Here is a 25,749-nt window from a genome sequence, read left to right as displayed (position 1 = left end):
TGCCGGTTTGCAAGTGCAAATGCATCAAGCGCGGCTCATGAACGACGGGTGAATTCCTCGGGATCGAGCGCAAGTTCGCTCAATCGCTTGCGCAAGGTGTTGCGATTGATACCCAATGCCTGGGCGGCCCGCAGCTGGTTCCCACCGGTCTCGCGCAGCACTTCGCTGAACAAGGGCCGCTCGAAGGCAGCCACCGCCGCTTCGTAGATCGTGCCGCTGGCAGGCCGTTCGGCTGCAAGCCAGCGACTGACCGCATCGGCAATGCCCCCCTGCCCGATCACTGCCCCCTCTCCGCCGCCCGAAAGGTCGTCCCCGGCCGCAGCGGGGGCGGTATCCGGGCTCAATAGGGCCTGTACGCTTTCGGCATCGATCATATCCTCCCGCGCAAGCAAGGCGAGGCGATAGATCACGTTCTTGAGTTCGCGCACATTGCCGCGCCACGGCTGCCGGGCCAGCAATTGCCCCGCCTCAACGCTCAACTGGCGGCGCGGAAGCCCTTCACCTGCGGCCAGTTGCAGGAAATGGCGGGCAAGAACCTCGATGTCGTCGCGCCGTTCGCGCAGGGGCGGCATATGGATCGGCACGACGTTGAGGCGGTAATAGAGATCCTCACGGAAGCGCCCCGCAGCGATCTCCGGTTCGAGGTCCTTGTTGGTCGCTGCGATGATGCGCACGTCGAGGCGAACCTCCTCGCGTCCGCCAACACGCCTGACAGTGCCGGACTGGAGGGCGCGGAGGAGGCGGGTCTGCGCCTGCATCGGCATGTCACCGATCTCGTCCAGGAACAGCGTGCCCCCGGAAGCCTGCTCGAACTTGCCGACATGGCGCGCGACAGCGCCGGTGAAGGCCCCTTTCTCGTGGCCGAACAACTCGCTCTCGATCAGGTCGGCCGGGATCGCCGCGGTGTTGACCGCGATGAACGGTCCGGCCCGGCGATGACCGAGATTGTGCACGGCTTCGGCCACCAGTTCCTTGCCGGTTCCCGATTCTCCCAGGATCAGCACGGTCAGGTCATTGCGCAGGACCCGCGTTATCATACGGAAAACCGATTGCATGGCGACACTGCGACCCACCAGCGGCAGGCCGTCGCCCAGCGGTTCATCCCCGTCCGGCAGCAGCTCCTTGCCCGCCCCGGCCGCCTGGCGCACGGTGCGCGCGAGTTCGTCGATGTCGAAGGGCTTCGGGAAATACTCGAAGGCGCCGGTATCGCTCGCCCGCACTGCGGTATCGAGCGTGTTCTGCGCCGAAAGAATGATGATCGGCATCAAGGGGTGCAGCGCCCGCGCACGATCGATCGTCTCGATCCCGTCGCCATCCGGCAGCATGACGTCGGTGACCAGGGCGTCAAAACCACGCTCACCCAATAGACGGTCACGCTCGGCGATTGTCTGGCAATGCGTCACCGCAAAACCCTCGGCCTCCAGCGCGGCGGTGATGACGATGGCGATCGAGACGTCGTCCTCGACCAGCAAAACACTCATGGCGCGACCTTTCTCCTGCTCGCCCTGCCGCGGGTTTCACGCGCAAGCGGCAGGTGAACGCGAAAGTGCGTCAGGCCTGCTTCATCGTCGCGTTCGTGGGTGATGCGCCCGTTCATGTCGCGAACGAGCTTGCGCACCAGCGGCAGGCCGAGCCCCTGCCCCGCCTTCTTGGTGGTGACGAAGGGCTCGAAAATATGTTCGCGCATTGCCGCATCGACGCCGGGACCGTTGTCGGTGACGCGCAGTTCGACGGGGAGCCGCACCGGCTCGCCCGAATCGGTGGTGTGAAGTTGGAGGCCGCTGGCAAAGCGCGTGCGAATGGCCACGCGCGGCGCGGCTTCCCCCTGACAGGCTTCACGGGCATTGGCGACAAGGTTGATGATCACCTGCACCAGGGCATCGGGACTACCGAGTACGGCTGGTAAGGAAGGATCAAATTCTTCCTTAATTCTGACCTTTACCACCGAACCTTCATGCGCCGCCGAAAGAACGTCGATGGCGCGGCGAGCGGCCTCGTGGAGATTGCACGGCTCGACCGGCGGCGTCGTGCGCCGGGACAGCTTCTGCATGCGTTCGATCAGGTTGGCGATCCGGTCCACTTCGGAAGTGATGAGTTCGGTCAGCGGAAGATCGCGCTCGCTGGCATGGCGCCCCAGCAATTGCGCTGCCCCGCGAATGCCCGCCAATGGGTTCTTGATCTCGTGCGCCATGATCTCCGGGCCGCGCAGCACGGCATTGTCGGCGCTGCCGGAATCGTCTCCCAGCGCATCGGTGGCGCTGTTGTCGTGGATCGTCAGGACCTGCCAGCCCGGCGTGTCGGCCACCGGCGCGACGTTGACATCGATGCGCAGAACCCCGCGCCCGCGGATTGAGACCGTCACCTCACGCGCGGAAACCGGAGTTTCGTAATCGTCCAGACGCTCCAGCAGGCGCGCGTCGGGCACCGTCATGACGTCGCGCAGGCGATTGCCGACAAGCCGGCGGGCAGATTGCCCGAAGAACTGTTCCGCCGCCGGATTGAGCGAAGCGATCCTGAGCCCCGGCTCCAGCACCACAACGGCCACCGGCAGGCTCGCCATCAACCGCCCGATGTCCGGCCGAGCATTGACCGAAGGGGCGTTCATGCAGCCTGACGCTGAAGGGTGTTCGCCTCGCCGGGTTCATCGCGATAGGGAGCGTAGAACTCGGCAAGTTCGGCAAGCACACGATCGGGATCGTCGATGAAGTTCACGTGATTTCTGAACTCTGCCGACCCGCGAATGCCGCGCACGTACCAGCCCAGATGCTTGCGCGCCATCTTGACGCCGGTCTCGCGCCCGTAATGGCTGAGCATCTCTTCGTAATGCTCACGAATGATCTCGTACTGGGCGCCGAAACCGGGCTCAGCCCCGAAGCCGTTTCCGCGCCACCACTGCATGATCTGCGCCAGCGCCCAGGGCTTGCCGTAGGCACCGCGCCCGACCATCAGGCCATCCGCGCCCGACTGTTCCAGCGCCTTGGCCGCATCTTCGATCCCGCAGATATCGCCATTGACGATCACCGGGATGGAAACCGCGTCCTTGACCCCGCGCACAAATGCCCAGTCGGCCGAGCCCTTGTACATCTGGTTGCGGGTACGACCGTGAACGGTGATCATCTTCGCGCCCAAATCCTCGGCAATGCGCGCGAGTTCCGGAGCGTTGAGGCTGTCATGACACCAGCCCATGCGCATCTTGACGGTGACCGGGACCTTCACGGCCTTCACCGTCGCCTCGATCAGGCGAGTCGCCAGGGGCACATCGCGCATCAGTGCCGAACCGGCATCGCCGTTGACGACCTTGCGGACCGGGCATCCCATGTTGATGTCGATGATGGCAGCGCCGCGATCCTCGACCAGCTTGGCGGCCTCGCCCATCTGCTCGGGATCGCAACCGACAAGCTGCATCGACACCGGGTCTTCCACCGGATCCCACATCGCCTTCTGGAGCGACACGCGAGTCTCCCGGATGGCCGCCGGGCTGGCGATCATCTCGGTGACGTTGAGGCCCGAGCCGAAGCTGCGCACCATACGGCGGAACGGCAGGTCCGAAACCCCGGTCATTGGCGCCAGCACGACCGGACACTCGATCCGCACGGGACCGACTTCGATCGGCTTCATGGCCGGAGGAGTGGGAAGTTCGTTCATGATGCGAGCCCGACAATTGCCTGAATGACGCCACGTGCCTAAAAAACGTGACATGCCTAAAAAACAGGCAGCGCATAGTGGATTGCCCTCGGGACGGCAAGCGATTACCGGCAGGCACGATGTCGCAGGACCAGACAATTTCGCAGGCGCGAAGCATAGCCGGGCAGAAGGCCGCAGCCATCGTCGTTGCAGCCGGCCAGGGACTTCGTGCCGGCCAGCCTCTTCCCAAGCAATTTGCGCTCTGGCGCGGCAAACCCGTGCTGCGACACTCGGTGGAGGCCCTGGCGAACGCCGGCGTGGCGCCTATCCTCGTGGTCATCCCGGAAGGCGCCGATCCGCTGGTTCGCGAGATTGTTTCGGGGATCAAGGACATCCAGCTGACGACAGGCGGCGCAACTCGTCAGGAATCGGTTCGGATCGGACTTGAGGTGCTGGCCGGGTCTGCGCCAGACCTCGTGCTGATCCACGACGCGGCCCGCCCGGTCCTGCCGGCCGCCGTGATCGAGCGATTGACGGCGGCACTGGACCGCCACCCAGGCGCAATCCCGGTGCTGCCGGTGGTCGACAGCCTTGCGCATGCGGAGATGGGCGCAGAGGGCGAGACGATGGGCGCTCCTGCCCGCCGCGAGGACCTGCGCCGCGTCCAGACCCCGCAGGCATTCCGATTCGCCGAAATCCTCGCCGCCCATCGCAACTGGGAAGGCCCTTCCCATGCCGGCGACGATGCCCAGGTCGCACAGGCTGACGGCCTTCAAATCGCGCTCGTCGAAGGAGACGAAGCCTTGCACAAACTGACGTTCGCGACCGACTTCGCGCCCTCCGCCCCGCCGATCCGCGTCGGTACCGGCTATGACGTCCACCGCCTTGAAGCAGGCGAGGACCTCTGGCTCTGCGGGGTAAAGATCGAGCACAGCCACGGCCTTGCCGGCCACAGCGACGCCGACGTGGCCATCCACGCACTGGTCGATGCCCTGCTGGGCGCGATCGGCGCGGGCGACATCGGCCAGCACTTCCCGCCGAGCGATCCGCAATGGAAGGGCGCCGCCTCCGATCGCTTCCTCGCGCACGCCGGATCACTGGTGACCAAGGCGGGCTACATGCTTGCCAATGCCGACGTCACGATCATCTGCGAAGCCCCCAAGATCGGCCCGCACCGCGAAGCCATGCGCGCCCGGCTTGCCGAAATTCTCGGCGCCGATCCCACCGTCGTCAGCGTCAAGGCAACCACGACCGAGAAACTGGGTTTCACCGGCAGGTCCGAAGGCATCGCGGCGCAAGCCGCCGTAAGCCTGATCCGCCTCTAGGGAATAGTCGATGACCGTTCACCGCAAGACACTCACCCTCGCCGCCATGCTGCTGGGAATCGCCCCAAGCATCGCGCAGGCAGAAACGGCATGCCTGACACGGCCCGAAGCGCAGGCCATGTTTACCTATGCCCTGCCCCAGGTCATTTCCGGCACCGCCAAGCGCTGCGAGCAGGTTCTGCCTGCCGACTCCTATCTAAGGACGCACGGCAGCGAACTGGCAGCGCGCTATGCGTCTCAGAAAGGACGTTCCTGGCCCGAAGCCAAGGCCGCTTTCCTGAAGCTTTCCCAAGGGCAAAGCAGCGATGTTGCCAAGTTCGCGCGCAATTTGCCCGACGAATCGCTGCGCCCGCTGGTCGACATCACGGTCGAGGGACTGGTCTCGCAGCACCTCCCGCTCAAATCGTGCGACCGGATCGATCTTGCGGTCGACCTGCTCGCCCCACTACCGCCCGAAAACACCGCCGGACTTATCGCGCTGATCGTCGAGATGACCGCGAAGGCCAAGGACGTCGCGCCCGCCGATGTGGCCGACAAGACGAAGATCGCCGGCCTGACCCTCTGCAAGGACTGACATGCCCGACACCCTCCTTTTCCCGCAGGATCTCTACGCCCTGGCGGAGCGCGTCATTACCGAGAACAAGGCTGCCGGCCGCAAGGTGGCGGTCGCGGAAAGCTGCACGGGTGGCCTCGTCTGCGCGGCATTGACCGAAGTTCCGGGCTCTTCGGCGGTACTGGATCGCGGCTTCGTGACGTATTCGAACGAGGCCAAGCAGGAACTGCTGGGTGTCTCACCGGACATCATCGATACGCTGGGCGCAGTATCACCGGCCACGGCATGGGCCATGGCGCAAGGCGCCATTGCGAACAGCCGGGCGGATGTGGCCGTGGCAATCAGCGGCATTGCCGGTCCTGACGGCGGCAGCGAGTTCAAGCCGGTGGGAACCGTGGTCTTCGCACGCGCCTTGCGCGGCGCGGAAGAGGAAGATGCCGAACAGAAGCTGCTGGACGGCACGGGCCGGACGGAAATCCGCCATCAGGCCGCGCTGATCGCACTGGAACTGCTGCTGCCCGAAAACGCCTGAAGGACGGCCAGAAGGACTGGATGTAGCGGCCCTCGTAGCAGGCCGCTCCAAACTCATGAAAACTCAGCTTTCCTGAGGCTCGCCATAGAGTTCGTGCGCCCGGGTTTCGAAAGCGGCGACCATCTTGCGGAAGGCCTTGTCAAAATACTGGCCGGCCAGCTTCTCGAACAGCACGTTGCGGAAGCTGAAACGTACGTCGAACTCGATATCGCAGCTATGCGCATCCACCGGATGGAAGATCCAGTGGTTGTCGAGATCCTTCATCGGCCCGTCGACATAATGCACCTTGATCTCGCGCGGACGGACCTTCTCGACGCGCGAGGTGAACTTTTCGCGCAGCGCCTTGAAGCCGACCAGCATATCCGCGATCATCTCGCTGCCGTCGTCCGACTTGACCCGGGTGGCGACCACCCAGGGCAGGAATTCCTGGTAGCGGCCTACGTCCGCGACAAGATCAAACATCTGTTCAGCGCTGTAAGGCAGCCGCTGCGTCTCATGAATACCGGGCATGCGCGTCAGGCCTTCGGAGCGGCCTTTGCGAGCTTGGCTTCACGCGCCGCACGCATTTCCGCAAAGTCCTTGCCGGCATGGTAGCTCGAACGCGTCAGCGGCGAGGAGGCGACCTGCAGGAAACCCTTGGCACGGGCAATCGCGCCATAGGCATCGAATGCCTTGGGGGTGACGAACTCCTTGACCTCGGCGTGCTTGGGCGTCGGCCGCAGGTACTGGCCCATGGTCAGGAAATCGATGTCGGCGCAGCGCATGTCGTCCATCACCTGATGGACTTCGAGACGCTCTTCGCCCAGCCCCAGCATCACGCCGGACTTGGTGAAGATCAGCGGATTGTGGGCCTTCACCTCTTCGAGCAGGCGCAGCGATGCGTAGTAACGTGCACCGGGACGAATGGTCGGGTAAAGGCGGGGAACCGTCTCGAGGTTGTGATTGTAGACGTCGGGCCCGGCCTCGACGATGGCCTCGACCGCGCGGCGCATCTTGCCGCGGAAGTCGGGCGTCAGGATCTCGATGGTGGTATTGGGCGTTGCTGCGCGCAGCGCCTGGATCACCTTGACGAACTGGTTGGCACCGCCATCGGGAAGATCGTCGCGATCGACCGAGGTGATGACGATATGTTCAAGACCGGTCTTCAGCGCCAGTTCGGCGACATGTTCAGGTTCGAGCGGATCGACGCGCCCCGGCATGCCGGTCTTCACGTTGCAGAACGCACAGGCGCGCGTGCAGGTATCGCCCAGGATCATCACCGTGGCGTGCTTCTTGGTCCAGCACTCGCCGATATTCGGGCAAGCCGCCTCTTCGCAGACCGTATTGAGCTTCAGGTCCCGCATGAGCTGGCGCGTTTCGCCATAACCCTTGCTGGTCGGCGCCTTCACGCGGATCCAGTCGGGCTTGCGCTGACGTTCGGGCTTCTGCTCGGGGCTCGGCACGGAAGAGAGGTCGTTCATGGGGCCCAGATAGTCGCAAGCGCCGCCGCTTGCCAGTGCGAATATCCGGTCTATGGGTTGCGTGCGTTTCAACGGAGGCCCCCATGACCGATTCTTCCACCGGAACCAGCGCAGGCGACAATCGCGTGCTCGATGGTTTGATCGCCGGCTACCGCCGTTTCCGCGACTCGGGCTGGACCCCGCATCGCGAACGCTGGGCCCGTCTCAGCGAAGGCCAGCAACCCGAAGTGATGATCGTCGCCTGCTCCGACAGCCGCGTCGATCCTTCGCAGATCTTCGACGTCGACCCCGGCGAGATCTTCGTGGTCCGCAATGTCGCCGCCCTTGTCCCGCCCTTCGAGACCTCGCCCGGCCACCACGGCGTGTCCGCCGCACTGGAATTTGCGGTACAGGTCCTCAAGGTGAAGGAAATCGTGGTCATGGGCCACGGCATGTGCGGTGGCTGCAAGGCGGCGCTGACGCAGGAACTTCACGGCACCGAGCCGGGTGAAGGCGGCTTCATTGCCGACTGGATCTCGATGCTCGACGAGGCCCGCGCCCCGGTCGCAGCCGAATTCGGCACCACCGGCCGTCCCGCCGAGCGGGAAATGGAACAGGCTGCGGTGCGCGTCAGCATCGAGAACCTGATGTCGTTCCCCTGCGTGCGCCACAAGGTGAAGAACGGTGAACTGACCCTGCGCGGCACCTTCTTCGCCATTTCCGATGGCGTGCTGCACCTGATGGATCAGGAAACCGGCGAGTTTGCACCGGTAGCCTGATCGCTCGCTACCGACAGCCCACAAATAAAAAGGGCGGCGGGTAATCCCGCCGCCCTTTGTTTTGGGCTTGTATTGCCGATCAGGCGGCCGGCTTGCCCTTGGTGGCGGCATAGGCCGACCACAGCTTGGCAATCGACGAGCGCTTGTCGGTCACCTTGGCGAGCGTGGCCTGCGCTTCGGCAACCTTGCCCTGCATGGCCTGGGCCATGCCGAGGCGCAGGTTAGCCTTGTTGGCATCGACACCCGGCTTGGTCAGTGCGGACTGGAGCAGCGCCTCGACCTTGGCATACTGTTCATAGCTCAGCAGCACGTCGGCCGCGCCCATGATCTGGGCTGCGGTCGCGCCGGGCTTCTGGGCATCGCGTTCGGTCGCGGCGAGCGAGGCCTTGTCGCCAGCGACGCGCGAGGCGGCATTGGCGCGATCGGCGCCGACTTCTGCCTGGGTCAGCTGGCCCTTCGCGAGGCCCTGATCCATGACCTTGAGTGCTTCACCCGGATAGGCGCGCGGATCGGCGTTTTCCAGGTACTCATAGTAGTCGCGCTTGTCCTTCATGCCGCCGGTGATGAACATCAGGCGCATGAGGTCGAGGTTGTCCGACTTCTCGAACGACCCCAGCTGGCGCACGATCGAAGCCGAGATGTTCCAGGTGTCGTTGCGCGGATAGTACTGCGCAAGCATCGCCGCGTAGTCTGCCGAGGCGTCGAGCTGCTTGGCGGTATAAGCCGCCTGAAGCACGTTGCGGATCGACGTTTCGCTCGGCGCCACGCCCTTGGCCTTGGCGCCGTCGACTTCGGCCTTGGCCATGTCCATGGCCGCCTGCGGGTTTCCGCCGCGCTTGTAGGATTCCGACAGGATCAGGTCGAGCTGGTTCTGGGGATCCTGATAACCAGCATCCTTTGCCTGCTTCACGTATGTCGCAGCGGTCGCATAGTCCTTCAGGTTGAAGGCGTTGACGCCGGCATCGAAATAGGTCGCGGGAAGCGAGGCGGCGGGAACCTTGCCGCTCTCGATCATCAGCAGGACACCCTTCTGCTTGAATGCGAGGTCCTGCGAAAGCACGCCATAAGTGCGGGCGAACTGGCCCATCGCCATCTTGTCGTCAGGCGTGGTGGCCGAAGGCAGGGCCGCCTCGATGGCCGCCTTGCCGTCGCCGCCAAGCGCGGTGTCGATGCTGGCCTTCGCCGCCGGGAAGGCATCAGCGCCTGCGCCCTGCGGAATCGCGGCGGTCGCGGCGTTGATCGCCTTTTCGATCGGACCGGCAGCCTTGATGAAGCCTTCCGAGTACTTGCTTTCGGATTTCTTGGCTTCCTTTGCCGAAGCAACCGGCGCCATCGCCACGGCCATGCCGCCGCCCAGGGCCACGGCAAGGGCAACACGGGAAATCAGGAACTTGCGAGCCATCAAGGCCAACTCCTCAAAAAGACATGTACGGTCGCGCCGCGAACCACGGCACTATAAATTCGCCGGGCCGGTTTGACGGCGAAATCGCCGCTTGGCAACCTTGCCGCCCGATTAGACGCGCCCCACTGAACGCTGATTGAATGCAATTCGTCGCAAGTTCGCAGGGCTTCGCCGCAGCCCTTTGGCAACGCCTTGCCATAAGTGTGGAAAAAGCAATGCCCACCCCGGTCCCCGCACGCGTTCCGGTGGCTTTCATCCGCCGCATGCCCTAGGGCCGAATATCAACCCTTGTCCCGCAGCAACGAACGATCCAGCGCGTGAGCGACGACACCGACATTCCCGAGCAGAACGGTTCCGGACACACCGGCCCCGAAGGCGAATACACACGCATCGACATCGTCGATGAGATGAAGACGAGCTATCTCGATTACGCGATGAGCGTGATCGTGAGCCGCGCGCTTCCCGACGTGCGCGACGGCCTCAAGCCCGTCCATCGCCGCATTCTCTATAGCTGCCACGAAGCGGGCTACGTTGCGGGCCGACCGTACCGCAAGTCGAGCCGCATCGTCGGTGACGTCATGGGTAAATATCACCCGCATGGCGACAGCGCGATCTACGACGCGCTTGCCCGCATGACGCAGCCCTGGTCGATGCGACTGCCGCTGATCGACGGTCAGGGCAACTTCGGCTCGATGGACCCCGATCCGCCGGCCGCCATGCGTTACACCGAAGCGCGCCTCGACAAGGTGTCGAACGAGCTTCTGGCCGACATCGAGAAGGCCACGGTCGACTTCGCCGACAACTACGACGGTTCCGAAAGCGAGCCGACCGTACTGCCGGCGCGCTTCCCGAACCTGCTCGTAAATGGCGCCGGCGGCATCGCCGTCGGCATGGCCACGAACATTCCGCCGCACAACCTCGGCGAAGTGATCGACGGCTGCCTTGCCATGATCGACAATCCGGCGGTCACCATCGAGGAACTGATCCAGATCATTCCGGGGCCGGACTTCCCGACCGCTCCGCTGATCCTCGGCCAGGGCGGCGCCCGCAACGCATACCTGACCGGGCGCGGCTCGATCATCATGCGCTGCCGCCACGAGATCGAGGAAGGCCGCGGCGACCGCCGCTCGATCGTGCTCACCTCGATCCCCTACCAGGTCGGCAAGGCCGGTCTGGTCGAGAAGATCGCCGAAGCCGCCAAGGACAAGCGCATCGAAGGCATCGCGGACATCCGCGACGAATCGAACCGCGAAGGCATGCGCGTGGTCATCGACCTCAAGCGCGATGCAACGCCGGAAGTCGTGCTCAACCAGGTCTGGCGCAACACTCCGGCACAGTCGAACTTCGCAGCCAACATGCTGGCCATCAAGAACGGCCGCCCCGAAGTCTTCAACCTGCGCGATATCCTCGCCTCGTTCATCCAGTTCCGCGAAGAAGTCATCACCCGCCGCACCAAGTTCGAACTGAACAAGGCGCGCGACCGGGCGCACATCTTGCTCGGTCTGGTCGTCGCGGTTTCGAACCTCGACGAAGTGGTGAAGATCATCCGCGGCGCGCCGAACCCGGCGGAAGCCCGCGCCCGCCTGCTGGCGCGCGAGTGGCCGATCGGCGATATCGCGCCCTATATCCGCCTGGTCGAAGCCATCGAGCCCAATGCCGAGGAAACCGGCGGCGTCTATCGCCTGTCCGAGATCCAGGTGAAGGCGATCCTCGACTTGCGCCTGCACCGCCTGACGGCACTCGGCCGGGACGAGATCGGCGACGAACTCAAGGAACTCGCCGCCGCGATCGAGGAATATCTCTCGATCCTCTCCGACCGCGTGAAGCTTTACGGCGTCATGCGCGGCGAACTGGTGGCCGTCCGTGACCTCTATGCCACCCCGCGCGTTTCCGAGATGACTGGCGCCGCCGAAGGCATCGAGGACGAGGACCTGATCGAGCGCGAGGACATGGTCGTTACGGTGACCATGGACGGCTACATCAAGCGCACGCCGCTCTCGACCTTCCGAGCCCAGAACCGTGGCGGCAAGGGCCGCGCCGGCATGGCGACGAAGGACGAGGACGTGGTGACGACCATGTTTGTCACCTCGACCCACAACCCCGTGCTGTTCTTCTCGACCGCCGGCAAGGTCTACCGCCTCAAGGTCTACAAGCTGCCCGAAGGCGGCCCGACCACGCGCGGTCGTCCGATCGTCAACCTCCTTCCCGCGCTGGACAAGGACGAGACGATCCAGACCGTACTCGCCCTCCCCGAGGACGAGAAGGAATGGAGCAAGCTCTCGGTCGTCTTCGCGACGGCCAAGGGCAACGTGCGCCGCAACGCGATGGACGCCTTCGCGAACATCCCGTCGAACGGCAAGTTCGCGATGAAGTTCGACGAGGACAGCGACGATCGCCTGATCGGCGTCGCGCTGCTCAGCCATCAGGACGACGTGCTGCTGGCAAGCCGCCAGGGCAAGGCAATCCGCTTTGCCGGCGATCTTGTACGCGAATTTGCAAGCCGCACCTCGACCGGGGTCAAGGCAATGACGCTGAAGGACGACGACGAGGTCATCTCGCTCTCGATCCTCCACCGCGTCGGCGTGAAGGACCAGGACGAGCGCGAGGCCTACCTGCGCTTTGCCCCGTGGAAGGGCGAAAAGGAAGGCGAACCCTCGCTCGAAGCCGACCGTTACACCTACCTGGCCGAGATGGAGCAGTTCATCCTCACGGTCTGCGCCAACGGCTATGGCAAGCTGTCCTCGGCCTACGAGTATCGCCGCACCGGTCGTGGCGGCCAGGGCATCACCAACATCGACAACATCGCCCGTAACGGCCCTGTCGTCGCAAGCTTCCCAGCCACGCGTGCGGACCAGCTCATGCTGGTGACCGATCAGGCCAAGCTGATCCGCCTGCCGCTCGATTCGCTGCGCGTGATCGGCCGCGGTTCGGCGGGCGTACGCCTGTTCAATGTCTCTGGCGGCGAACACGTGGTGAGCGCCGTGCGCCTCGATGAAGCCGAAGCGGAAGACGTGGCCGAAGGCGAAGCCATCGACACCCCGGCAACCGAAGCACCCGAAGGGCCGGAATCCGAAGCGTGAGCGATACCGTTGCCTACAAGATCCTGACCGGCGAGCAGTTCCAGCAACTGCTCGCCGACAAGGTGTTCACCGGCGCACCGATCGACAAGGCGGATGGCTACATCCACATGTCGACCGCAGCGCAGGCCCAGGAAACGCTCGAAAAGCACTTCGCCGGGCAGGACGGCCTTGTTCTCGCCGCCGTTGATCTGTCGGTGCTGGGCGATGCGGTGAAATGGGAAGTATCGCGCGGCGGCGCGCTGTTTCCGCATATCTACGCCGATCTACCGCTCTCCGCGGTAATCGCGCACGGCCCGGTCGCCTACGACGCCGACAGCAAGCTGACCTTTCCTGCGTAAGCGGGGCGCGCTCACCCTTTCCCATCCCGTCGCAAAGGTCTAGGCGCAGGCGCCATGACATACGACGTTCACATCATCGGCGGCGGCCTTGCCGGCAGCGAAGCCGCCTGGCAGCTGGCCCGCCGCGGCTTCAAGGTCCGCCTCTCCGAAATGCGCGGCACGGGTGAGAGAAGCCCCGCGCATCAAGGCGATGGCCTGGCCGAGCTGGTCTGCTCCAACTCGTTTCGCTCGGACGATCACGAAAAGAACGCCGTCGGCTTGCTCCACGAGGAAATGCGCCGCTGCGATTCGCTGATCATGTCGGCGGCGGGCAAGGCGCAGGTTCCCGCAGGATCGGCGCTCGCCGTCGACCGCGACGTCTTCTCGGCGGAAGTCGAAGCGCGCCTTGCCGCCCTGCCCAACCTCGACATCGTGCGCGAACGGATCGACGTTCTGCCCGAAGCCGGCACCACCATTGTCGCCACCGGACCGCTCACCGCCGAAGCGCTGGCCCACAGCATCGGCGCGGCGACCGGCGCGGACAGCCTGGCGTTCTTTGATGCCATCGCCCCCATCGTCTACCGCGACACCATCGACATGGACGTGTGCTGGATGGCCTCGCGCTGGGACAAGGGCGAGACCAAGGACTACATCAACTGCCCGATGGACAAGGACCAGTACCTGGCTTTCCATCAGGCCCTGCTCGACGGCGAAAAGACCGCCTTCAAGGAATGGGAAGCCAACACGCCCTATTTCGACGGCTGCATGCCGATCGAGGTCATGGCCGAACGCGGCGTCGAGACCCTGCGATTCGGCCCGATGAAGCCGGTCGGACTCGACAATCCGCACTGGGCGACCGAAGAGCACCCCAAGGGCCGCTGGGCCTATGCGGTTGTCCAGCTTCGGCAGGACAACAAGCTGGGCACGCTGTGGAACATGGTCGGCTTCCAGACCAAGCTCAAGCACGCCGAGCAGGTGCGCCTGTTCCGCACCATTCCGGGGCTTGAAAATGCGGAATTCGCGCGCCTCGGCGGTTTGCACCGCAACACTTTCCTGAATTCCCCGGTACTGCTGGATCGCCAGCTTCGCCTGAAAAGCGCGCCGCACGTCCGCTTTGCCGGACAGATCACCGGCTGCGAGGGCTACGTCGAAAGCGCCGCCGTCGGCATGATGGCGGGACTGATGACGGCAACCGAACTCGCGGGCCGCGAATGGCAGGCGCCCCCACGCACGACCGCACTCGGCGCCCTGCTCTCGCACATCACCGGTGACGCCGAGGCGGACAGCTATCAGCCGATGAACGTCAACTTCGGCCTGTTTCCGCCGCTTCACGAGGTGAAAAAGAAGCAGCGCAAGGAAGCCTATACCGAGCGCGCCAAGGAGGACATCGCCCCCTGGCTGGCTAACCTTTCGCCCGCCTGAGCTATTTGCAGGAACACTTGGGCTTCGGCTTCGCCGGTGGCGGAGCCGTTGACCGGAACTCCTCGGGCGTCAGGATCTGGTCGTGGTCGCCGTCGGCATGCTCAAACTTGTCGACCGTCGCCACGGCCCATTCCTCGAAAGTCAGCAGATTGTTGCCGTCCTTGTCGAGCTTGCGAAATGCGGCTGTGCGCGTCGAGAGCATCTCCTCGCGCGTGATCCTGCCATCACGATTGAAGTCATAACGCGAGAAACGCCGCTGTTCGCGCGTCAGCGGCGTTGCCTCGGGCAATTCGGGGCCGGCGAGGTCTTCAAGATCGGCGCTAGGTATTTCGGTGGGCTGCGGCTGCGCCTGCATCACCGCCGGCGGCGGAGCGGCCTTCTCCACTTCCGCCCGGCCCTGCCACCAGAACAGGCCCAGCGACAGCAGTACAAGCACTGTCACGCCGCCGAGGATGAAGCGCTGCATCGCCAAACTCCCTGAAGTCGCGCGCGGGTTATCCGCCCACCACGGCATTCCAGGGAAATTACATAACTGTTATCACGGGCAATTCAGCGCCCGAGCAGGCCGATCCTCATGGCCTTCAGTACGGTTTTAGCGGAGCCCTGCCCACCATTGGCCATGTTCTCGCTGGCCAATCCTTCCAGCACGGCGAGAGGACGCAGTATCCGCGAAACACGCGCCAACCGGCCCTTCTCGGCCTGAGCCAAACGGCGCACCACCACGCTTTCGCCTGGATGGTTCAGTTTGGTGGCAAGATCGGCCAGAGCCCAGCGCCGCCCGAGCGCGCGCGCAACCCCTGCCTCACCCTCCCGACCGAGCGCCTCGGCCAGCCCGCCAAAAGCAGCGGCACGGCCATCCACCATCTCTTCCAAAGCCGAGGGCGCCAAGGGGGCTTCTCCCGTCAGCGCTTCCCAGCCATCGACCAGGCCGACAAGAGCACGGTGCTTGCCGTTCCAGCTTCGCAAGACGGCCAGCAAGGGTTCGCCCTCAGGCCATTCGGCCGCATCGCGGTCCAGCGTCTCGCGCCACCACGCCAGGCGGATCTGCGCCATCATCGGCTCGCGCGAATGGCGCAGCAAACCGGCGAGACGCTGGTCGAGCGCCAGCAATGCCAGTGTCGGCAACTTCGCGCGCGCGGGCGCATAAGCGAGCGCCAGTTGCATGGTCTGCGGCAAAGCAGGCAGCAGCAGGTCTTCGGGGCGACTTGAAGGGGCAGATGGCTCGAACACCGAGCCTCTCTAACCGGCGCGGCCCCTCGCGCAAGTGCGTAACGCAAAACGGCGGCGAAGCCAGTGCTTCGCCGCCGCTTCAGGCGCCTACCAGACGGCAGGATCAGCGATAGCAGACCTTGCGGACGGCCTCGACGATACGCGGCGTGTCGATCAGCGCGAGCTTCTCGAGATTGGCCGCATAAGGCAGCGGCACGTCTTCGTTGCAGACGCGGACAACCGGGGCATCGAGGTCGTCGAAGCCGTCTTCCATACAGATCGCGATGATTTCAGAAGCGATCGAGCAGACCGGGAAGCCTTCCTCCGCAACGACCATGCGGTTCGTCTTGGCGAGGCTGGCCAGCACGGTTTCCTTGTCGAGCGGACGCAGGGTGCGAAGATCGATGACTTCGGCATCGATGCCTTCACCGGCCAGCTGCTCGGCGGCTTCGAGCGCAAGGCCGACGCCGATCGAGTAGGACACGATGGTCACGTCCTTGCCTTCGCGCATGATGCGCGCCTTGCCGATCGGCAGGACGTGATCGTCGAGTTCGGGCAGTTCGAAGGTACGGCCATAGACCAGCTCGTTCTCAAGGAACACGACCGGATCCTCGCTGCGGATCGCCGCCTTGAGCAGGCCCTTGGCGTCCGACGCGTCGTAAGGCGCGATGACAACCAGACCCGGCACGTTGGCGTACCAGGGACCGTAGTTCTGCGAGTGCTGCGCGCCGACGCGGGCGGCAGCGCCGTTGGGACCACGGAACACGACCGGGCAGCGCATCTGGCCGCCCGACATGTAGTTGGTCTTGGCGGCCGAGTTGATGATGTGGTCAATCGCCTGCATGGCGAAGTTGAACGTCATGAACTCGATGACCGGGCGCAGACCGCCCATCGCGGCGCCGGTGCCGATACCGGCAAAGCCGTACTCGGTGATCGGGGTATCGATCACGCGGCGCGGACCGAATTCCTCGAGCAGGCCCTGGGTCACCTTGTAGGCGCCCTGGTACTCGGCCACTTCCTCGCCCATCACGAAGACGCGGTCGTCGCGGCGCATTTCCTCGGCCATCGCGTCGCGCAGGGCTTCACGAACGGTCGAGGTCTTCATGTTGGTGCCGAAGGGAACTTCGGGGTCCTTCTTCGCAACCGGAGCAGGGGCTTCGGGGCGAGCCGCAGCCGCGCCAGCAGCAGGGGCAGCCTCGGCCTTCGGCGCCGCGGCCGAAACGGTCGATGCATCTTCGCCTTCACCCGCAAGCACAGCGATCACGGTGCCGACCTTCACGCCCTCGGTGCCTTCGGCCACGAGCAGCTTGCCGACGGTGCCTTCGTCGACGGCTTCGAATTCCATCGTCGCCTTGTCGGTCTCGATTTCGGCGATGATGTCACCCGAGGTGACTTCGTCGCCTTCCTTTACCAGCCAGCGGGCAAGCTTGCCCTCTTCCATCGTCGGAGAGAGCGCCGGCATCTTCAGTTCGATCGCCATCAGTAGCGCTCCACCAGGACGTCAGTATAAAGTTCAGCAGCTTCGGGCTCGGGCGAACTCTCGGCGAAGTCAGCCGATTCGGCGACGGCCGCGCGCACGCGCTTGTCGATGTCCTTGAGCGCGGCTTCGTCCACGCCCATGGCGATCAGTTCGTTCTTCGCGTGGTCGATCGGATCGCGCTTTTCACGCACGTCCTGAACTTCCTCGCGGCTGCGGTACTTCGCAGGGTCCGACATCGAGTGGCCGCGATAGCGGTAGGTGTTCAGTTCCATGAGAACCGGACCGTTGCCTGCGCGGACATATTCCAGAGCCACTTCGGCAGCCTTGCGGACTTCGAGCACGTCCATGCCGTCGACCTGCATGCCGGGGATGCGGAACGCGGTGCCGCGACGGTAGAAGTGCGTCTCGGCCGAGCCGCGCTTCACGGCGGTGCCCATGGCGTAGCCGTTGTTTTCGATCACGAAGATGATCGGCAGCTTCCAGAGAGCCGCCATGTTGAAGCTCTCGTAAACCTGGCCCTGGTTGGCTGCGCCGTCGCCGAAGTAGGCCATCGCGACACCGCCGTCTTCACGGTACTTGTGCGCGAAAGCGAGGCCAGCGCCGAGCGAGACCTGTGCGCCGACGATGCCGTGGCCGCCGTAGAACTTATGTTCGACGCTGAACATGTGCATCGAACCGCCCTTGCCGCGCGAGATACCGGCAGCGCGGCCGGTCAGTTCGGCCATGATCACCTTCGGATCGATGCCGTAGGCAAGCATGTGGCCGTGGTCGCGATAGCCGGTGATGACCGAATCGCGTTCACCGTCGAGCGCGGACTGCAGGCCTACGGCAACGGCTTCCTGGCCGATATAGAGGTGGCAGAAACCGCCGATCAGGCCCAGCCCATAGAGCTGGCCTGCGCGTTCCTCGAAGCGGCGGATGAGCAGCATCTGCTCATAGAAGTGAAGCAGCTCTTCCTTGCTGGGCTTGTAGCGCTTGTCGGCTTCCAGGGCTTCCTGGAGGCTGCGCAGCGCAAAGTCTTCGTCCTGTGCCGGTACTACGGCTGCTGGCTCGGCGCCGGACCCGGCGTCACTCTTAGCTTTGGGCAACGGGACTCCCCATCGTTGGTGCGATTGATTACCGGCCGCTTATAGGACGCCGGACGGAAATCGGAAGCGCGATGACGGAAATTTGCCGTACCCGGCACAAAAATTATGGTGAATGGAAATGTTGCATCGCAACATGATGCGCCACGAAGCTCAGGAGCAAAGCCCTGAAAGGCGCAAAATCAGCGCTTGATCAGCATGACCATTTCATCAGGGCGCGCGACATTGAGGTTCGAGCGCAGCAGTTCACCGGCAAGATCGGGGTCAACCTTGCTGGAATCGAGCAAGGCAACGCGATTTTTCAGGCGATCGCGCTGACCTTCCAGTTCGGCCAGCTTTTCATGGCGCTGCTCAAGAAGACGCTGATTTTCGCCCCAGGCGAGCACGCCACTGGGTCCGGCGATCACAAAACCACCCATGAGCAGGAGCAAGGCCAGGGCACCGCCCTGAACCAGCCGCTCTTTCGCAAGGTTGTTATCGTGATGCATGGCCCTCATGCCGTGATAGAATCACAAGTGATTCCGCGTTGCAAGCACGAATATTACCCGATTCGCCCCCGCAAGCGACAGACCTGCGCGCCACGCTGCACCGCAAAATGAACAATTTAGATGTTGATAAGTTTTACGCGCCAGCAACATCAAGCTGGCCGTTCAACCTGGCGGATCACTCGGCGGGACATTGCCGATGGCCTTGCTGATGGCGGCCAGGCGGGTTCGCAGCCGGGCATCGCTCTCGTCCAGATCCCGCTCCGCCCCCAGAACCGCACGGCGAGCGTCGATCACCGGAAGGTAGTTGACCTGTCCCGCCCGGTAGCGCGCCTCCACCAGCGCGGCATGCGACCTTGCGTGATCCAGCCGCATCGCGAGGTCGGAACGAACCTGCCATTCAGCCGTATAGCCGGTCAGCGCATCGTCGATCTCCTGCCAGGCCTTCAGCACCGTGACCTGGAAATTTACAGCAGCCTCGCGCTCTTCCAGCTTGCGGACCTCTACGGCCGCCCGGCGACGGCCGCCATCGAAGAGCGGCAGGCTGAGGCTGGGACCGATCTGCCAAGTCCGGCTCGCCCAGTCGAACAGGTTCTGCGAGCGATAGCTTTCCAGGGCAAATCCGCCGCCGAGCGTGATGCTGGGATAGAGATCAGCCGTCGCCACGCCGATCTGCGCGGTCGCTGCATGGAGCCTTGCTTCGGCGGCCCGCACGTCGGGCCGCCGAAGCGCCACTTCGGATGGTAGTCCAAGGGACATGTCGGGCAGGCCCGGCGGCAACGGGCCGAATGGCGCCGGTTTCAACACGTCCCGCAAAACCCCGGGCTGGACGCCGAGCGCAACCGCGATTCGATTGGCCTGCACGGCCTCCTCGGCCCGTGCTGCCGGAAGACCGGCCTGCGAGGCGCGCAAGCTGGCGGAATCGGTTTCGATCGCCGCGTGATCGCTCAGGCCCCCAGCCGTCCGGGCACTCGTCAGTTCGACCCGGCTTTGCAGGAGAGAGATGTCATCGGACGCTGCCCGGACCTGCATCTGGGCGTTTCGCATGGCAAAATAGGCTTGCGCGACTTCCGCGGTAACCGCAAGGCGCGTGAGGTCCAGCAAGGCCCCCTGCTGATCGACGCCGGCATCCGCCGCCTCGACCGAACGCCGGACCTTGCCCCAGAGGTCGATTTCCCACCCCGCATCGAAACCCGCCTGATAGTCGGTGAACGGATCACCGATGACCTTGGCGATCTCGTCCCGATTGGAGCCGGCAAGGGCGTTGAACAGGCGCGTCGACGCACCGTTCTCGCTCATGCGTTCACGCGTCACGCTGCCGCTGGCGTTGACTTGCGGCAGCGCCGCGGAGGCGATTCCACCGCGCTGGGCCCGGGCCTGGGCATAATGAAGCGCCGCCGTCTGAAGATCGGGACTGGCAGCCAGAGCCCTGCGCTCCAGATCGTCCAGGACAGGATCGCCAAGCAAAGTCCACCACTGCGCCGGAATCGCCTGCGTCCCTGCCGGAACGGCAACCACATCGCCGCTCCCGCTGCGCCACTGCGACCAGTCGCCGGGGGCGGTCACCGCCGGCGCCTTGAAATTCGGGCCGACCGTGCAGGCCGACATGCCGAGGCTGAGAGCAAGCGCGCCGCCAAGCGGCAGCCAGGCAATGGTCCGGGCACGAGACATGGCCAATTATCCTCAGGAAAGCCGGTGGCGGAACAGCCACGCGGAAAGCGGCAGGGTCACCGCCGCGACCGCGAGTAGCGGCACGAAGTTGATGGCGATCTCGCCAAGTCCGGCGCCTTCAAGGTAGACCCGGCGCACGATGGCGACCCCGAACCTCAGCGGGTTCACATAAGTCACGTACTGGAGGACCAGCGGCATGTTGCGGATGGGTGTCAACAGACCGGACAGCAAGGTCAGCGGCATGATCAGCACGAAGGAATACAGCATCGCCTGCTGCATGTTCAGCGCAAAGGCCGATAGCGTCATGCCGATGCCGACGGCGGCGATATTGAAGCAAAGAAGGCCAAAATACAGGAGGAACGGCGAACCGCTCATCGGTATCCGGAACCAGAGCAACACGATCAGCATCACGATCGTCGATTGCAGGAGTCCGACAACGATGGACGGCAGCGCCTTGCCGACCAGTATCTGCAAGGGTGTCATCGGCGTGACGAGAAGCTGGTCGAATGTCCCCTGCTCCCGCTCACGCGCTACCGAAAGGGCTGCCAGCAGCATGGTCTGAAGCATCGACAGCGTCGCAATCATGGCCGGCATGATCTGCCAGCGCGACTCCAGGTTGGGGTTGAACCAGGCGCGCCGGACGACGGCCACCCCCTTCCCGCCCGAACGCGCGGCGTTGAGCGCCTGCACCACCGCGCTGACATAGGACGCCGCCGATCCCGCCGTCGTCGAATTGCGACCGTCGAACACGACCTGCACCTCGCCATTGCCCCCGCTGGCCAGCTTGCGATCGAAGTCGGCGGGAATGGTGACGGCCATCAGCACCTGCTGACGGTCTATCAACGGCGCGATCTGGCTGGCGTTCACCAACGTCGCCTGCCGGGTGAACACCCCCGTCCCGTCAAGCCGCGCGATGAGTTCGCTGGCAGCCTGACCCCGGCTCTGGTCAAGCACGGCATAGGGCACATGTTGCAGATCGAGGATCGCGCCATAGCCGAACAGCAAGGTCTGAATGAAAGCCGGTGCGAACAGGATGATGCGGTTGGCGGGATCCTTGAACAACGCCAGCACTTCCTTGCGGAACAGGAAGGCGACTTCCCCCAGCCACCCGAGGACCGAGGCCAAGATAGGGGGCAGAGCGCGGCCGGATTCACGGTCCATCACGTCAACCCAGTCGCTTGCGCAATGTTCTGCGCGTAAGGAATGTGAGAACCACGATATAGCCCAGCAGGATCGCGCTGTTGCTGGCGACCATGCTCCAGTCGGTGCCCGCGAGGAACAGCGTCTTGATCACACCCATGAAGTGCGTTGCCGGCAGGATCTCCGCAACGATGCGGACGGCGAGCGGAATGTTGCGGAGATCGAAGACGAATCCGGACAGCATCAGCGCCGGCATGAAGCTGGCAAGCAGGGCCACCTGGCTGGCCGCGAACTGGTTGCGGGTAACGCCGGAGATCAGCAGTCCCACCAACAGCGACACCAGCAGATAGAGGAAAGACATCAGGACGATCGCCACCAGTGACCCGCGGATCGGCACGGCAAACAGCACGACAGCCGCGATGATGCACATCGCCAGATCGATCAGGCCGATGATGATATACGGGGCCAGTTTGGCCAGCACGAGTTCCAGCGGCCGCACCGGCGTGACGAACAGCGCCTCCAGCGTTCCGCGCTCCCACTCGCGCGCGATCAGCAGCGAACTGAGGAAGGCGCCGACCAGCGTCATGATCAGCACGACGAGCCCCGGCACCAGGTACCAGCGGCTGTTGCCTTCCTCGTTGAACCAGGTCCGGGTCATCAGCGTGACCGTGCCTGTGGCCACACCGCCGCCGCGATCCGCCTGCCGCGCCGTGGCGGTGGCCAGCGCGCCCTGCACATAGGCCTCGAGCGTTTGCGCCGTGGTCGAATCGACCCCGTTGAGGACGAGCTGCACCTGCGCGCCGCCCTTCACCTGCCGACTGGTGAAATCGCCGGGGATCTGGACGATGGCATCCACCTTGCCATCCACCAGCATCCCGCTGGCCTCCTCCATCGTCTGGACGTCGACAGGATCGAGGTACGGCGAACCGCGCAGCCCCGACACCAGCTCGCTCACAGTTTCGGAGCGATCCTGGATCACCAATGCAACCGGCGCATCCCTGACGTCGAACGAAAGGCCATATCCGAACAGCAGGATCAGCACGACCGGTAGCAACAACCCCACCATCAGGTTGCTGCGATCACGCAGCATCTGGCGGGTTTCCTTGCGCACCAGGGCGACCAGACGGGTGGTGAAGCCGCTACCGTCCGCGGAGGTGTTGCGCGCATCGCTCATGCCGCGGACCTTCCCTTGACCCGGCCCTGCTCGACGATGGCGATGAAGGCCTGGTTCATGTCGTCCACGCTTTCACCCCCGGCCTGCTCACGCACTTGCCGGGGAGTGCCAAGTGCCAGCATGCGGCCTGCGTCCTGGATGGCGATGCGGTCGCAATACTCGGCCTCTTCCATGAAATGGGTAGTGACGATCACGGTCACCCCCGATTGCGACAGCGATGTGATCGTGCGCCAGAACGCCCGGCGCGCCAGCGGATCGATGCCGCTGGTCGGTTCGTCGAGGAACAGGATCTCCGGCTCGTGCACGAGGCCCGCCGCCATGGCGAGGCGCTGCTTGTAGCCGTGGGGCAAGGCCCCGCTGGTCGCCGCACCGTCGAGCCCGAACCGACCGAGAATGGCGTGGACCCGTTGCTTCAGCACACTCCCGCGCAGCCCGTAGGCGCCGCCGAAAAATTCGAGGTTCTCGCGCACCGTGAGATTGGCATAGAGCGAGAATTTCTGCGCCACATAACCGATCTTGCGCCGCGCCTCGGAGCGCGCACGACGCAAGTTCACGCCGGCGACTTCCAGCGTTCCGCTGGTCGCGGGAAGCAATCCGCACAGCATGCGGAAAGTCGTGGTCTTGCCCGCGCCATTGGGGCCGAGCAGCCCGAATATCTCGCCGCGCCGGACATCGAACGAGGTATTGGCGACGGCCGTGAAATCCCCGAAACGGCGCACCAGATCGCGCACATGAATGACCGCTTCGCCCGCAGCATCTTCCTTTGCCGCCAGACGCATTTCCGGGATTGCCGCATCGCGCGGTGCATCCGGCTTCGCGGCGTCATGCTGGCGCAGCAACAGCATGAAAGCGTCTTCCAGCTCCTCGCTGCGCGGCTCGACCGGGCGCCCCTGGAGCAGATCCGCCATGCCGTCCACCGGGCAATCGGCCTGGCGGATAAAACGGACGGCGCCGCCGCGCGGCACCGCATCCACCACCCGCTCGGGAGCATCGATCAGCCTGGCCTGCAGATCGCGCGCTGGCGTTCCGGGTTCGGGCGTGACGCGGTAGGTGAGGCCGGCCGCCCTCGCGGTAATCGCCTGGGGCCGATCCTGGGCCAGCAGCCGTCCGTGATCCATGACCAGCACTTCGTCGCAGCGCCCCGCCTCGTCCATGTAGGCGGTACTGACGAGGACACTGAGGCCATCGGAGGCAATCAACTGCTCGATGATCTCCCAGAGGTCGCGGCGCGACAGAGGGTCGACACCCACGCTCGGCTCGTCCAGCAAAAGCAGGTCGGGCACGCGCACCAGCGTACAGGCAAGGCCCAGCTTCTGTTTCATGCCGCCCGACAGATTGCCCGCCGCCCGCGCGGTAAAGCGGGCCATGTCGGTCATTTCCAGCATGCGGCGGAAACGTTCAGCCCGCACCTCCTGCGGAACGCCGTGAAGATCTGCGTAAAGATCGAGATTTTCCTGAACGGAAAGATCTTCATAAAGACCAAATCTTTGCGGCATATAGCTGATACGGCTCTGAACTGCCTGCGGATCGCCAGCAACATCCGTACCCAGCACTTTGAGCGACCCGCCATCCGGCTTCAGCAGCCCGGTCAACATGCGCATCAGCGTGGTCTTGCCCGCACCGTCGGGCCCCACCAGGGCCGAAATCGTTCCTCGCTTCAGCGAGAACGTCAGATCGTGGACGGCATCGAAAAGTCGGCCGTCCGGCCCGGCGAAGACCTTGCGCAGGCCTTCGCAGACGACGGTGCAATCGCTCACCGTGTCGATCCGGCCTTCGCGGCGCCCGCGTCGATGCGTACCGTCACCGGCTGTCCGAGCCGAAGCCGGCCCTGCCGGTCGTCCACGCGCACCCGCACTTCGTAGACCAGCGCGGTACGCAACGATTCGGTCTCCACCGACTTGGGCGTGAATTCGGCGACCGAGGAAATGTACCCGATCGTTCCGGCAACCGGCTGGTCGGGGAAACTGTCACTGGTCACGGCAGCCCGCTGGCCCATGCGGACCCGGCCAAGATCGGCCTCCTCGACATAGACCCGGATCCACTTGGGGCTGGTGAGCGCCAGTTCGTAAACCGGTTTCTGCGGTGCGGCCATGTCGCCAACTTCAAGCAGGCGCGAACGCACGACCGCATCCGATGGCGCCTTGAGCGCGCCCTGATCGATCTGGTGTGTCAGCAGCGCCAGCTGCGCCTCGGCACTTTTCACCTGGGCTTCGGCGCCAGCGATGTCCTCCGATCGCGGGCCGCGCAGGGCCAGCCCCAGCGCCGCCTCCGCCTCCTTGAACTGGGCATTGGCGACTTGCGAGGCATTGCGCGCCTGATCGAGTTCCTGAGCGCTCACCCCGCGCCCGTCGGTGCTTGCGGATACCGTTTGCGCCCGCTGGTAATCGTCCGCAGCGCGCCGGGCCGTAGCCTGCGCGGAGGCGAGCCGTGCCCGTGCCTGCGCGATGTCTTCAGGGCGCGTGCCGTTCCGCAGCTTGAGCAGGTTTTCGCGCATCGCCGCCACCTGGGCTTCGGCATTGCGCGCCTGCAGACCGAGGCTGACCGTGTCGAGCCGGGCAATGACCTGCCCGGCCCTGACGGCATCGCCCTCCTCCACCGCCATCTGGATGACCCGGCTCGACCCGTCAAAAGCCAGAGAAACCTGCCGAATATCGACATTGCCGTGCAGGATGATCGCATCCTGCTCCTTGCCGCTTCGGGTGAACCAGAAGACCAGCCCGGCCGCCAGCAGTATTGCCACCACCACTGCGGCGACCACGGATTTCTTCATCGACGTACCTCGCCCAGCGTCTCGGGAATCGGAAAAGTACTCACGCTTTACCAGTCACATAGTGACACCGCGTTGGCGCAAATCAAATCGTGTTTACGCATAGGGAAGCTAGGCGGCGTGGACAGATTCCGCATTGCCACGGCTGGAGACAAAAGCCGTCAATTCAAGAAGGTGAGGCGCAGGCGTATGTCGATACTTCCAGCCGAGCCGACGCCGAAGGGACGGCTTTTGCCTCCAGCCCCGTAGGGGTTGCCCTGCAAGC

At 64.4% G+C, this 25,749-nt stretch carries 23 protein-coding genes; 7 read left to right on the top strand and 16 right to left on the bottom strand.

Annotated elements, in window-relative coordinates; genetic code table 11:
• Positions 1-35: 35 nt before the first annotated feature.
• The 3 genes from CA833_RS15505 to dusB are packed head-to-tail and all read right to left on the bottom strand — an operon-like array spanning position 36 to position 3,645.
• On the bottom strand, positions 36-1,481 hold the full coding sequence (locus tag CA833_RS15505) for a sigma-54 dependent transcriptional regulator (protein WP_207078560.1): 1,446 nt from the start codon (positions 1,479-1,481) through the stop codon (positions 36-38).
• Positions 1,478-2,605 carry a nitrogen regulation protein NR(II) gene (locus CA833_RS15500; protein ID WP_142633756.1) on the bottom strand — a complete coding sequence of 376 codons (1,128 nt, stop codon included), beginning with the start codon at positions 2,603-2,605 and terminating at the stop codon, positions 1,478-1,480. The genes CA833_RS15505 and CA833_RS15500 overlap by 4 nt, the downstream gene beginning before the upstream one ends.
• On the bottom strand, positions 2,602-3,645 hold the full coding sequence (gene dusB / locus CA833_RS15495) for a tRNA dihydrouridine synthase DusB (RefSeq protein ID WP_207078559.1): 1,044 nt from the start codon (positions 3,643-3,645) through the stop codon (positions 2,602-2,604). Before dusB ends, CA833_RS15500 begins: the two co-directional genes overlap by 4 nt.
• Before the next feature lie 119 nt (positions 3,646-3,764).
• Here dusB and CA833_RS15490 point away from each other — a divergent pair, with 119 nt between their 5' ends.
• Genes CA833_RS15490 through CA833_RS15480 form a run of 3 tightly spaced genes read left to right on the top strand, consistent with a single transcriptional unit; the run spans position 3,765 to position 6,034 of the window.
• Positions 3,765-4,949, top strand: a complete 1,185-nt coding sequence (locus CA833_RS15490) for a bifunctional 2-C-methyl-D-erythritol 4-phosphate cytidylyltransferase/2-C-methyl-D-erythritol 2,4-cyclodiphosphate synthase (RefSeq protein WP_207078558.1) — start codon at positions 3,765-3,767, stop codon at positions 4,947-4,949.
• A gap of 10 nt (positions 4,950-4,959) precedes the next feature.
• Positions 4,960-5,523, top strand: coding sequence for a hypothetical protein (locus tag CA833_RS15485; RefSeq protein ID WP_207078557.1), 564 nt, complete (start codon positions 4,960-4,962; stop codon positions 5,521-5,523).
• Between the two features lies 1 nt (position 5,524).
• Complete coding sequence (locus CA833_RS15480) at positions 5,525-6,034, top strand: CinA family protein (protein WP_142633760.1); 510 nt, start codon at positions 5,525-5,527, stop codon at positions 6,032-6,034.
• A 63-nt stretch (positions 6,035-6,097) separates the two neighbouring features.
• Here the strand turns inward: CA833_RS15480 and CA833_RS15475 are convergent, their stop codons facing one another.
• On the bottom strand, positions 6,098-6,544 hold the full coding sequence (locus tag CA833_RS15475) for a type II toxin-antitoxin system RatA family toxin (RefSeq protein ID WP_142633762.1): 447 nt from the start codon (positions 6,542-6,544) through the stop codon (positions 6,098-6,100).
• Between the two features lie 5 nt (positions 6,545-6,549).
• Complete coding sequence (lipA, locus tag CA833_RS15470) at positions 6,550-7,494, bottom strand: lipoyl synthase (RefSeq protein WP_142637624.1); 945 nt, start codon at positions 7,492-7,494, stop codon at positions 6,550-6,552.
• Between the two features lie 83 nt (positions 7,495-7,577).
• Here lipA and CA833_RS15465 point away from each other — a divergent pair, with 83 nt between their 5' ends.
• A complete protein-coding gene (locus CA833_RS15465) occupies positions 7,578-8,252 on the top strand; it encodes a carbonic anhydrase (RefSeq protein WP_142633763.1) in 675 nt (224 codons plus the stop codon).
• Positions 8,253-8,331: 79 nt separating this feature from the next.
• Here the strand turns inward: CA833_RS15465 and CA833_RS15460 are convergent, their stop codons facing one another.
• Positions 8,332-9,654 carry a hypothetical protein gene (locus CA833_RS15460; protein WP_142633766.1) on the bottom strand — a complete coding sequence of 441 codons (1,323 nt, stop codon included), beginning with the start codon at positions 9,652-9,654 and terminating at the stop codon, positions 8,332-8,334.
• A 317-nt stretch (positions 9,655-9,971) separates the two neighbouring features.
• Between CA833_RS15460 and gyrA the strand changes: the two genes are divergently transcribed.
• Genes gyrA through trmFO form a run of 3 tightly spaced genes read left to right on the top strand, consistent with a single transcriptional unit; the run spans position 9,972 to position 14,473 of the window.
• The gene (gene gyrA, locus CA833_RS15455) at positions 9,972-12,734 is read left to right on the top strand and encodes a DNA gyrase subunit A (RefSeq protein ID WP_207078556.1); all 2,763 of its coding nucleotides are present in this window, start codon (positions 9,972-9,974) and stop codon (positions 12,732-12,734) included.
• On the top strand, positions 12,731-13,072 hold the full coding sequence (locus CA833_RS15450) for a DUF952 domain-containing protein (RefSeq protein WP_142633771.1): 342 nt from the start codon (positions 12,731-12,733) through the stop codon (positions 13,070-13,072). The genes gyrA and CA833_RS15450 overlap by 4 nt, the downstream gene beginning before the upstream one ends.
• Positions 13,073-13,126: 54 nt before the next feature.
• The gene (gene trmFO, locus CA833_RS15445) at positions 13,127-14,473 is read left to right on the top strand and encodes a methylenetetrahydrofolate--tRNA-(uracil(54)-C(5))-methyltransferase (FADH(2)-oxidizing) TrmFO (protein WP_142633773.1); all 1,347 of its coding nucleotides are present in this window, start codon (positions 13,127-13,129) and stop codon (positions 14,471-14,473) included.
• A 1-nt stretch (position 14,474) separates the two neighbouring features.
• On the opposite strand, the gene CA833_RS15440 is transcribed toward trmFO, so the two are convergent.
• The 10 genes from CA833_RS15440 to CA833_RS15395 all read right to left on the bottom strand — a co-directional run bounded on the left by CA833_RS15440 (position 14,475) and on the right by CA833_RS15395 (position 25,487).
• Positions 14,475-14,939 carry an EF-hand domain-containing protein gene (locus tag CA833_RS15440; RefSeq protein ID WP_142633775.1) on the bottom strand — a complete coding sequence of 155 codons (465 nt, stop codon included), beginning with the start codon at positions 14,937-14,939 and terminating at the stop codon, positions 14,475-14,477.
• Between the two features lie 83 nt (positions 14,940-15,022).
• Positions 15,023-15,637: a hypothetical protein gene (locus CA833_RS15435; protein WP_242526135.1), complete on the bottom strand. Its 615-nt coding sequence runs from the start codon at positions 15,635-15,637 to the stop codon at positions 15,023-15,025.
• 169 nt (positions 15,638-15,806) lie between these two features.
• Positions 15,807-17,162, bottom strand: coding sequence for a pyruvate dehydrogenase complex E1 component subunit beta (locus CA833_RS15430; protein WP_142633779.1), 1,356 nt, complete (start codon positions 17,160-17,162; stop codon positions 15,807-15,809).
• Positions 17,162-18,250, bottom strand: coding sequence for a pyruvate dehydrogenase (acetyl-transferring) E1 component subunit alpha (gene pdhA, locus CA833_RS15425; RefSeq protein ID WP_207078554.1), 1,089 nt, complete (start codon positions 18,248-18,250; stop codon positions 17,162-17,164). The genes CA833_RS15430 and pdhA overlap by 1 nt, the downstream gene beginning before the upstream one ends.
• Before the next feature lie 179 nt (positions 18,251-18,429).
• Positions 18,430-18,744, bottom strand: a complete 315-nt coding sequence (locus CA833_RS15420) for a septum formation initiator family protein (protein WP_142633783.1) — start codon at positions 18,742-18,744, stop codon at positions 18,430-18,432.
• A gap of 153 nt (positions 18,745-18,897) precedes the next feature.
• Positions 18,898-20,403 (bottom strand): efflux transporter outer membrane subunit, encoded by a 1,506-nt coding sequence (locus tag CA833_RS15415; protein WP_207078553.1) that lies wholly within the window; start codon positions 20,401-20,403, stop codon positions 18,898-18,900.
• Between the two features lie 12 nt (positions 20,404-20,415).
• A complete protein-coding gene (locus CA833_RS15410) occupies positions 20,416-21,528 on the bottom strand; it encodes an ABC transporter permease (protein WP_242526134.1) in 1,113 nt (370 codons plus the stop codon).
• 40 nt (positions 21,529-21,568) lie between these two features.
• On the bottom strand, positions 21,569-22,717 hold the full coding sequence (locus CA833_RS15405; protein ID WP_207078551.1) for an ABC transporter permease: 1,149 nt from the start codon (positions 22,715-22,717) through the stop codon (positions 21,569-21,571).
• Positions 22,714-24,474, bottom strand: a complete 1,761-nt coding sequence (locus CA833_RS15400) for an ATP-binding cassette domain-containing protein (RefSeq protein WP_242526133.1) — start codon at positions 24,472-24,474, stop codon at positions 22,714-22,716. Before CA833_RS15400 ends, CA833_RS15405 begins: the two co-directional genes overlap by 4 nt.
• Positions 24,471-25,487: an HlyD family efflux transporter periplasmic adaptor subunit gene (locus CA833_RS15395; protein ID WP_207078550.1), complete on the bottom strand. Its 1,017-nt coding sequence runs from the start codon at positions 25,485-25,487 to the stop codon at positions 24,471-24,473. Before CA833_RS15395 ends, CA833_RS15400 begins: the two co-directional genes overlap by 4 nt.
• Between the last annotated feature and the right edge of the window lie 262 nt (positions 25,488-25,749).

It is taken from the genome of Novosphingobium sp. KA1, from assembly GCF_017309955.1.
Lineage (GTDB): Bacteria > Pseudomonadota > Alphaproteobacteria > Sphingomonadales > Sphingomonadaceae > Novosphingobium.
This window is presented reverse-complemented; position numbering and strand designations above follow the sequence as displayed.